This window comes from Microbacterium sp. JB110 (genome assembly GCF_003335195.1).
Taxonomy (GTDB): domain Bacteria; phylum Actinomycetota; class Actinomycetes; order Actinomycetales; family Microbacteriaceae; genus Microbacterium.
On the sequence record NZ_QPGM01000009.1, the window covers coordinates 189,376 to 197,374 of the forward strand.

At 69.3% G+C, this 7,999-nt stretch carries 10 protein-coding genes; 5 read left to right on the plus strand and 5 right to left on the minus strand.

The window, feature by feature from the left end; genetic code table 11:
• The first annotated feature begins 126 nt into the window (after positions 1-126).
• Positions 127-789 carry an SDR family oxidoreductase gene (locus tag CIK77_RS15410; protein ID WP_087054854.1) on the plus strand — a complete coding sequence of 221 codons (663 nt, stop codon included), beginning with the start codon at positions 127-129 and terminating at the stop codon, positions 787-789.
• Positions 790-922: 133 nt separating this feature from the next.
• On the plus strand, positions 923-1,990 hold the full coding sequence (locus CIK77_RS15415) for a threonine aldolase family protein (protein ID WP_087055065.1): 1,068 nt from the start codon (positions 923-925) through the stop codon (positions 1,988-1,990).
• 138 nt (positions 1,991-2,128) lie between these two features.
• Here the strand turns inward: CIK77_RS15415 and CIK77_RS15420 are convergent, their stop codons facing one another.
• On the minus strand, positions 2,129-2,713 hold the full coding sequence (locus tag CIK77_RS15420) for an NUDIX hydrolase family protein (protein WP_087054853.1): 585 nt from the start codon (positions 2,711-2,713) through the stop codon (positions 2,129-2,131).
• 139 nt (positions 2,714-2,852) lie between these two features.
• Here CIK77_RS15420 and CIK77_RS15425 point away from each other — a divergent pair, with 139 nt between their 5' ends.
• Positions 2,853-3,509 carry an alpha/beta hydrolase gene (locus CIK77_RS15425; protein ID WP_087054852.1) on the plus strand — a complete coding sequence of 219 codons (657 nt, stop codon included), beginning with the start codon at positions 2,853-2,855 and terminating at the stop codon, positions 3,507-3,509.
• A 63-nt stretch (positions 3,510-3,572) separates the two neighbouring features.
• Here CIK77_RS15425 and CIK77_RS15430 read toward each other — a convergent pair whose 3' ends face one another.
• The 4 genes from CIK77_RS15430 to CIK77_RS15445 all read right to left on the minus strand — a co-directional run bounded on the left by CIK77_RS15430 (position 3,573) and on the right by CIK77_RS15445 (position 6,322).
• The gene (locus CIK77_RS15430; RefSeq protein ID WP_114347275.1) at positions 3,573-3,716 is read right to left on the minus strand and encodes a methionine/alanine import family NSS transporter small subunit; all 144 of its coding nucleotides are present in this window, start codon (positions 3,714-3,716) and stop codon (positions 3,573-3,575) included.
• Positions 3,713-5,278 (minus strand): sodium-dependent transporter, encoded by a 1,566-nt coding sequence (locus tag CIK77_RS15435; RefSeq protein WP_087054851.1) that lies wholly within the window; start codon positions 5,276-5,278, stop codon positions 3,713-3,715. Before CIK77_RS15435 ends, CIK77_RS15430 begins: the two co-directional genes overlap by 4 nt.
• 199 nt (positions 5,279-5,477) lie before the next feature.
• Entirely contained in the window at positions 5,478-5,699 is a 222-nt protein-coding gene (locus tag CIK77_RS15440) for a hypothetical protein (protein ID WP_087054850.1), read from the minus strand.
• Positions 5,700-5,887: 188 nt separating this feature from the next.
• Positions 5,888-6,322 carry a MarR family winged helix-turn-helix transcriptional regulator gene (locus CIK77_RS15445; protein WP_087054849.1) on the minus strand — a complete coding sequence of 145 codons (435 nt, stop codon included), beginning with the start codon at positions 6,320-6,322 and terminating at the stop codon, positions 5,888-5,890.
• Between the two features lie 45 nt (positions 6,323-6,367).
• Here CIK77_RS15445 and CIK77_RS15450 point away from each other — a divergent pair, with 45 nt between their 5' ends.
• On the plus strand, positions 6,368-6,580 hold the full coding sequence (locus tag CIK77_RS15450; RefSeq protein WP_087054848.1) for a hypothetical protein: 213 nt from the start codon (positions 6,368-6,370) through the stop codon (positions 6,578-6,580).
• 385 nt (positions 6,581-6,965) lie between these two features.
• A partial coding sequence (locus tag CIK77_RS15455) for an ATP-binding cassette domain-containing protein (protein ID WP_147271155.1) occupies positions 6,966-7,999 on the plus strand: 1,034 nt, incomplete at its 3' end.

Here is a 7,999-nt window from a genome sequence, read left to right on the forward strand (position 1 = left end):
GTATTCCGCGGGATCGGCTGCGCCGCGGCGCCGACCAGCCGGGATCACCCGGATCGACGGCATCTCGCCGCACCTGACACGATCGGTCGTACGCTGGGCTCACAGAGCGGCTGACGGAGGTGCGCGATGAGCGATACAGGTGCGGCGGGGCGGCACGTGCTGCTCTCCGGGGGCACGAGCGAGGCCGGATGGGCAGCCGCGCGCGCTCTGCGCGACGGCGGCGCCCGTGTGACGGTCTCCGGACATTCCGCGGACAAGCTCGCGGCGTTCGAAGCCGACGGGTTCGAAACAGCGGAGGTCGACCTCACCGACGAGTCGGCCGTGTTCGCGACGGCGCTGCGGATCGGCGCCGTCGACGGCATCCTGCATCTGGTCGGCGGCTGGCGCGGAGGCGGCGGAGTGCCCGGTCAGAGTGAGGAGGACTGGCGCGCCCTCGAGCCGTCGCTGACCGCGTGGCGGCACGTGTCGCGCGCATTCTGGGACGGCCTGACGGCTTCGCCCGCCGGCAGAGTCGCCGTCGTATCGTCGCCATCGGTTGCCAGGCCGCTGGCCGGCGGTGCCAACTACGCGGCGACCAAGGCGGCGCTCGAGGCATGGACCCGCGCGCTCGCCCACGGTTTCCGCAAGCACGCGCGCGACGCGGGCGTCGACCAATCCGGAGCCGCTGCGATCTTCCGCGTGAAAAAGCTCTCAGGCCTCGAGCAGCGCCTTGCCGACGAGTTCGTCGCGCTGTGGGACCGGCCAGCCGACGACGTCAACGACCGCATCATCGACCTCACGGAAGGGTGAGCGAGCGGCGCGCCGGACTGTCGTCCGCATGAGCCGCGCTGCACTCCGGCCGACGCCGCACCTCGACGGCCGATGCCGCGTCGCGGGCACCGGGTGCAGCACCGCTCCTCGCGGCGCAAACTACGCTGGATCGGTGACACCTCTGCATGACACGACGGAGCGCGGCTTCGCGTCGGACAACTATTCAGGCATCCACCCGGACGTGCTCGCGGCGATCGCCGCGGCCAACGGCGGCCACCAGAGCGCGTACGGATACGACGCGTACACCGAGCGACTGCAGGAGGTGCTGCGCGACCGCTTCGGCGAGCGCGCCGTGGCGTTCCCGGTCTTCAACGGCACGGGAGCGAACGTCGTCTCGCTGCAGTCGATGCTGCCCCGCTGGGGAGCCGTCGTCGCGCCCGAGACGGCGCACATCAACACCGACGAAGGTGCGGCACCCGAACGGGTCGCCGGCATCAAGCTGATCACGGTGCCGACGGACGACGGCAAGCTGACACCTGAGCACATCGACCGGATCACGGCGGGACGCCTCGACGAGCACAATGCGCAGCCGCTGGTGGTGTCGATCACGCAGTCGACGGAGCTCGGCACGCTCTACTCGGCCGACGAGATCCGCGCCATCGCCGACCGCGCCCACGCCGCTGGCATGAAGCTGCATATGGACGGTTCGCGCATCGCCAACGCCGCAGCGGCGCTCGAGCTGCCGCTGCGCGCCTTCACGACGGACGCCGGAGTCGACGTGCTGAGCCTCGGCGGCACGAAGAACGGCGCGCTCGCCGCCGAGGCTGTCGTCGCAATCGACCCGGATGCCGCGGACGGGCTGATCTACCTGCGCAAGTTCGACATGCAGCTGGCCAGCAAGATGCGGTTCGTCTCGGCGCAGCTGCTCGCCCTCTACGACGGCGACCTGTTCCTGCGCAACGCACGGCATTCCAACGACATGGCCGCGCGGCTGCGCTCCGGACTGAACCGGATGATCGACGACGGCACGGTGGCTGGCGTCTCCGTCGCCGACGGTCCGGTGAACGGCGTGTTCGCGACGCTCCCCGACGGTGTCGCCGACCGGCTGCGCGACCGGTTCCACTTCTACGACTGGGACGCCTCGCGCGGCGAGGTGCGCTGGATGTGCAGCTTCGACACCGCTGAGGAAGACGTCGACGCCCTCATCGCCGCCGTCGCCGCGGAGACACGCGCGCCTTAGGGCTCCGCCTGGCGGCCCTGGGCTTCCGCATCCCCGAGCGGCTCGCGGGTGCCGCCGTGCCAAGGCGGAGGAAGAAGTCGACCACCAGGTCGGCGACTGACGACAACGCGGGCAGGGTGGTGCCCGCGGGCCGCTCGGTCAGCGGAGTGCGCCGAGGTGGGCGAGGGCGGTGCGCACCAGCGCCCCGCGACCGCCTTCCATCTCGGCGGCCAGTGCGTCACTGGCGGCCTCCTCCGGTGGCATCCAGGTGACCTCGAGGGCGTCCTGACGCGGCTCGCACGTGCCTGTGACGGGGACGGCGAAGGCCAATGAGACCGCATGCTGGCGTTCGTCGTGGTACGCCGACATGCCGGGCAGCGGGAAGTACTCCGCCACCGTGAACGGCACGGGAGACGGCGGGATCACGGGGAACGCCATCGGCCCCAGATCGTTCTCGACATGGCGGAACAGGGCATCGCGCACGGTCTCGCCGTAGCGGACGCGGCCGGACACGATGGTCCGGCTCATCTCGCCCATCGGGGTCGCCCGCAGCAGCAGCCCGACCTCGGTGACCTGCCCGACGCCGTCGGTGCGGACCGGGACTCCCTCGACGTAGAGGAACGGCAGCCGACGGCGCGCCTCCGCCAGCTCGATCTCGCTCAGCCACGCCGGATTCGACGCTGCCTCGTCGCTCACCAGGGGGTCGTCTGGCAGATCATCCGGATCAGGTGTGCGAACGGTCATGCCTCCTGTATACCCGCTGGAACCGACATTCCGTACCGCGCCGGCAACAAGTCGTCCCGACGCGCCGTCGGAGGCGCCTCACGGACGCCCCGCCGACGTGACCTCGACCGATGTCGGACACCGCGGGCATGATGGTGCCATGATTCCGATTCCCGAGATCGACGATTCGTCCACGCGATGGCACAGCGAGGGCAACGACCCCTCACGCCCGCTCATCGTGCTGATCCACGGCTACGGCGCAGACGAACACGACCTCATCGCGCTCGCGTCGTCACTGCCGACGGGCTTCGACTACGCGGCGGTGCGCGGTCCACTGACGCCGCCGTTCCCGATGCCCGGCTGCTCCTGGTACCCGCTCGAGGGCGAGGGCTCGGGAGACATCGACGTGATCACCGAGTCGACGAACCGGCTGCTGGCCTGGCTCGACTCGCTGGGGCGCACCGGGCCCGTGGGCCTCGTCGGGTTCTCGCAGGGCGGCGTGCTCGCCGTGCATGCCATGCGACTGCGGCCGGAGGCGTTCGCCTTCGCCGGCAATCTCTCCGGCTACGTGATGCCCGGCGGCGAGATGCCGGGCGACGAGACACTGGCCGAGCGTCGCCCTCCGGTGTTCTGGGGCAGAGGCTCATCCGACGATGTGATCCCCGAGGGCCTGGTCGTGCACACGACCGACTGGCTGCCCGGTCACGCCGACATCGTCGGCCGCACCTACCTCGGGCTGGGCCACGCGGTCGCTCCGGATGAGGTGGCCGATCTGAACGTGTTCCTCACGAAGCAGCTCGAGGCGCTCGGCTGCTGAGGGGAACGGCCGCGGGGTGCGCATCGCACCGCCGCGGCCGTCTGTCCGGAGTCGTTCCTGCCTCTACTCCACGTCGTTCTCGTCCTCGGCTCCGCCCTCGGGGTACGCCGTTTCGGGCTTGCGCGCGAGGAAGACGACGCTCGAGATGAGCCCGCCCCAGATCACAACCGCGGAGATGATGAAGAAGGTCATGGCGATGGCGCTCATCGGGCGCCTCCCTTCACTCGGAGCTGATCGTCGGTCGGCCATGCATCGAATCGGTCGGGGTCCTGGCTCCAGCGCAGCTGAGGCAGCACGAACGCGGCGATCAGCATCACGATGATGCAGCCCCATCCGGCCACCCAGAGGTACCAGGTGTCATACCCCGCATAGCCGTTCTGCAGGAAGTCGACCGCCTTGGCGATCAGCATGTAGCCGAGCACCACGGGTGCGAGCACGGTGGTGAAGATCTGCCAGAGAACGCCCACCTTGAAGGTCGACACCGTGCTGAGATGGCGGGCCAGCACCGGGCCCTTGCGGTTCACCCAGAGCACGATGATCGACATCCCGACAGCGGAGCCGACGATGCCGAGCTGGTTCGACCATGCGTCGATCGTGTCGAGTGCGGTGAGCCCTGACGTCGACCCGAACAGCACCAGCGAGATGACGGCCAGGGGGACGCCGAACCCGAGCACCGTGCCGCGGCGCGTCCAGCCGAACTTGTCGCGCAGCGCGGCGATGACCACCTCGAGGATCGAGATCAGGGAGGTGAGTCCGGCGAGCGTCAGCGAGCCGAAGAACAGCGCACCGAACCATGCCCCGCCCGGCATCTGACTCACGATCGCGGGGAAGGTCATGAATGACAATCCGACGCCGGTGAGCCCCTCGAGGTCCCCGACTGCGATGCCCTGCTGGAAGGCGAAGAAGCCCAGCGTGGCGAACACGCCGATGCCGGCGATGAGCTCGAACGACGAGTTCGCGAAGGCGACGACGAGGCCGGCACCGGTCATGTTCGAGCGGCGGCGGCGGTACGACGAGTAGGTGATCATGATGCCGAAGGCGATCGACAGGGAGAAGAAGATCTGTCCGTACGCGGCGATCCACACGTTCGGATCGGCGAGCGCGGCGAAGTCGGGCGTGAAGAAGGCGTTCAGCCCGTCGACCGCTCCCGGAAGGGTGAGGGCGAAACCGACGAGCACCAGGAAGCCGATGATCAGCAGCGGGATGACGATCATGTTCGCCCGCTGCACGCCCTTGACGACGCCGGCCGCGAGGATGATGAGCGTCACGATCCAGGCGATCACCAGCGGGATCATCACCGAGGGCACGAACTCGAGGGTGAACGGGCTCTCCGCCGTCTGCAGGTACTCACCGACGAAGAACCCCGCGGTGTCGTCGCCCCAACGCAGATCCCACGAGAACACGAAGTAGCTCGACGACCACGCGAGCACCGCCGTGTAGTAGACCGCGATGAAGACGCAGATCGCCACCTGGAACCAGCCGAGCCCCTCCCCCAGCTTGCCGCCGAGGCGCTTGAGCGCCAGCGGAACCGAACCGCGGAACCGGTGACCGATCGCGTAGTCGAGGAACAGGATCGGGATTCCCGCTGTGACGAGCGCGACGAGATACGGGATGAGGAAGGCACCGCCGCCCGACTCGTACGCGACACCGGGGAAGCGCCAGATGTTTCCCAGGCCGACGGCGGAGCCGATGGCCGAGATGATGAAACCGAATTGGCCCGTCCACTGCTCGCGCTGTGGGACGGCCGCTGTGGAGCCTGCTCGCGTCATTGCGGTCCTTCTGCCTCTGTGTGACGTCGCGGACATGTTTCGATTCGACGTCAAACCCTGAGCGTAATCTGTGAGGGCTCCGGATGAAAGAGCCGCACCGAAATCCTGGAGCCAGTGATCTGCGCAGTCATCGTTCGCAACGCAGGCGATGCCTGAGCAGTTCGACAGCTGCCGAGCGTCTCGGCAGCAGTGTGCCCAGTCAGCGAGCCGGCGGCGGCGGCGAGCCGTCGTCGCTGTCGCGCGGGGTGGCGAAGACGAGTGCGAACGCTGTGGCGAGCGCGATGCCTATCGCCATGCCGACCCAGATCTGATCGAGCGCCACTCCCATGGCGACGCCGATTCCGACGCCGATTCCGATTCCGACTCCCCAGTTGGGCCGCCGCGCGCGACGCCTTCGGCCGCCCGATCCTGCGCCGCTCATCCCGTGCCTCCTCGCCTCGCGCGTCGTTCATCCGGTGCGCCCCACGCTACGTACGGGCGTGCCTGCGCGCCTCCCCCGCACGACGGAGATCCGTGCCTCGATCGCGATGGCGGTTCCGGTCCCATCGCCAGGCGACGACGGCATCCGTGCCGCGCGGAGCACCGACCTTCACACGCCGGATGCGGCGATCACGCGTCCAGTCGACCGGCGAACGGCGCGAGGGAATCGCGGATCGATGCGAGCTGCTCCGCGTCGATCCCGACACTGGCCATGACCTGCTCGGGAACGGCGAGCGCCCGTTCGCGCAGCGCGGCCCCCTCTTCGGTGAGGCCGATCGCGAGCCGTCGTTCGTCGTCCGTGCGCCGCTGTCTGCGCACGTACCCCTGACCCTCGAGTCGCTTCACAAGCGGGGACACGGTGGCTGGTTCGAGCGCAAGCGCCGCCGAGAGGTCGCCGAGCGTCTGCGGTGACTCCTCCCAGAGGGAGAGCATCACGAGGTACTGCGGGTGCGTGAGCCCCAGCGGTTCCAAGACGGGCCGATAGATCGAGACGACGTTGCGCGCAGCCGTGACGATCGCGAAGCAGAGCTGATTCTCGAGTTTGAGCAGGTCGTCACGATTCATCACCCCGTGAGTCTATCGCCCACGAAACGTTAGTACACTAATCACATGTGGCAGCCACCTCTCAAGAAGCCCCTTCGGCAGCGGATCCGCGACGCGGGTGGTTTCTACCTGTGGGCCAACACGACTCTCATCCGCATCGCGGGGCCGGCGCAGATCGGTGTGGGCACACAGCCGCGATGCCGCAGCTGCGGTGCGCTCAAACAGGAGCACGTGCTGGTGCACGACGGACTGGCCTGCCCCGATTCCACGCTGGTGTAGCGCCGCTTCGCGGATCGCCTGACCGGATCCCCTCCGCTCGATGCGCCCGACGGCGGGCGGCCGACTCCGCTCGCGCGCGGCGCGCTCCGCTCGAGACGCAGTGAGAGCGTGTGCAGACCGACCAGCACCGCGCGGCGACGGCCGAGTGTGTATCCTGGGAGCCCCTGTCGTCGAACGAAGGACACGAACGGTGAAGATCGTCGCTGCTTCCGCGCTCTCGCGCTGAACCGACGACGCCGCCGTGCCCTCTGCAGGGCTTCCGGCCACCGCCATGGGGCATCCTCCCGGCGAGCGTCGCGGATCCGCGCACCCGCGCTGACCCGCGACAGGCCTTCGCGCCTCGTGGATTCAGCGCATCCGCTCGCAGATTCCACGGAGGTTCCTCATGCCGTCTCTCGTTCTCTCATCCGTCTCCTTCCGCTGGCCCGACGGCTCGGTCGCCCTCGATCGCGTCTCCGGCTCGTTCGGCGACGGCCGCACCGGACTCGTCGGCCGCAACGGCACCGGCAAGTCCACCCTGTTGAAGCTCGCCGCGGGGGTTCTCGCCCCGACCGGCGGGACGATCACCGGCGACGGCGAGGTCGCGTACCTGCCGCAGCGACTCACACTCGACGTCGACGCCGGTGTCGCCGACCTCCTCGGCATCACAGAGCCGCTGACCGCGCTGCGCGCTATCGAGTCGGGCGACGCCGATCCGCGGCATTTCGACGCCGTCGGCGACGACTGGGACATCGAAGCACGCGCGCACGCCGCGCTCGCCGAGGCAGGTCTGCCGCCCGAAGCGCTCGATCGAACAGTCGGCACGCTCTCCGGCGGCGAGGCGATTCTCGCGGCCACCCTCGGGCTGCGGATGCGCCGCGCACCCATCACCCTGCTCGATGAGCCGACGAACAACCTCGATCGCGACGCCCGCGAGCGCCTCTACGGCGTCGTGCGGGCGTGGCGAGGCGCCCTCGTCGTGGTCTCGCACGACACTCGTCTGCTCGAGCTGATGGACGACACCGCCGAGCTGCACGCGCACGAGCTGAGCGTGTTCGGCGGACCGTACTCCGAGTGGCGGGCGTGGCTCGAGACCGAGCAGCGAGCAGCCCAGCAGGCCGAGATCGACGCGAAGAAGTCGCTGGCGAAGGAGAAGCGTCAGCGCATCGAGGCCGAGACGAAGCTGGCCGGGCGCGCACGCGCGGCGCACAGGGCCGAAGTCGAGAAGCGTGTGCCGAAGATCGTCGCGCACGGGCGCAGGCAGGCCGCGCAGGTGTCAGCGGGACGGCTGCGCACGGAGGTCGCCGAGAAGGAGGCGGAAGCCAGAGCCGAGCACGATGCGGCCCAGCGGCGCGTGCGAGACGACGACTCGGTGCGCCTCGACCTGCCCGACCCGGATGTCCCGCCCAGCCGCCGCATCGCAACGTTCGCGAGCGGTGC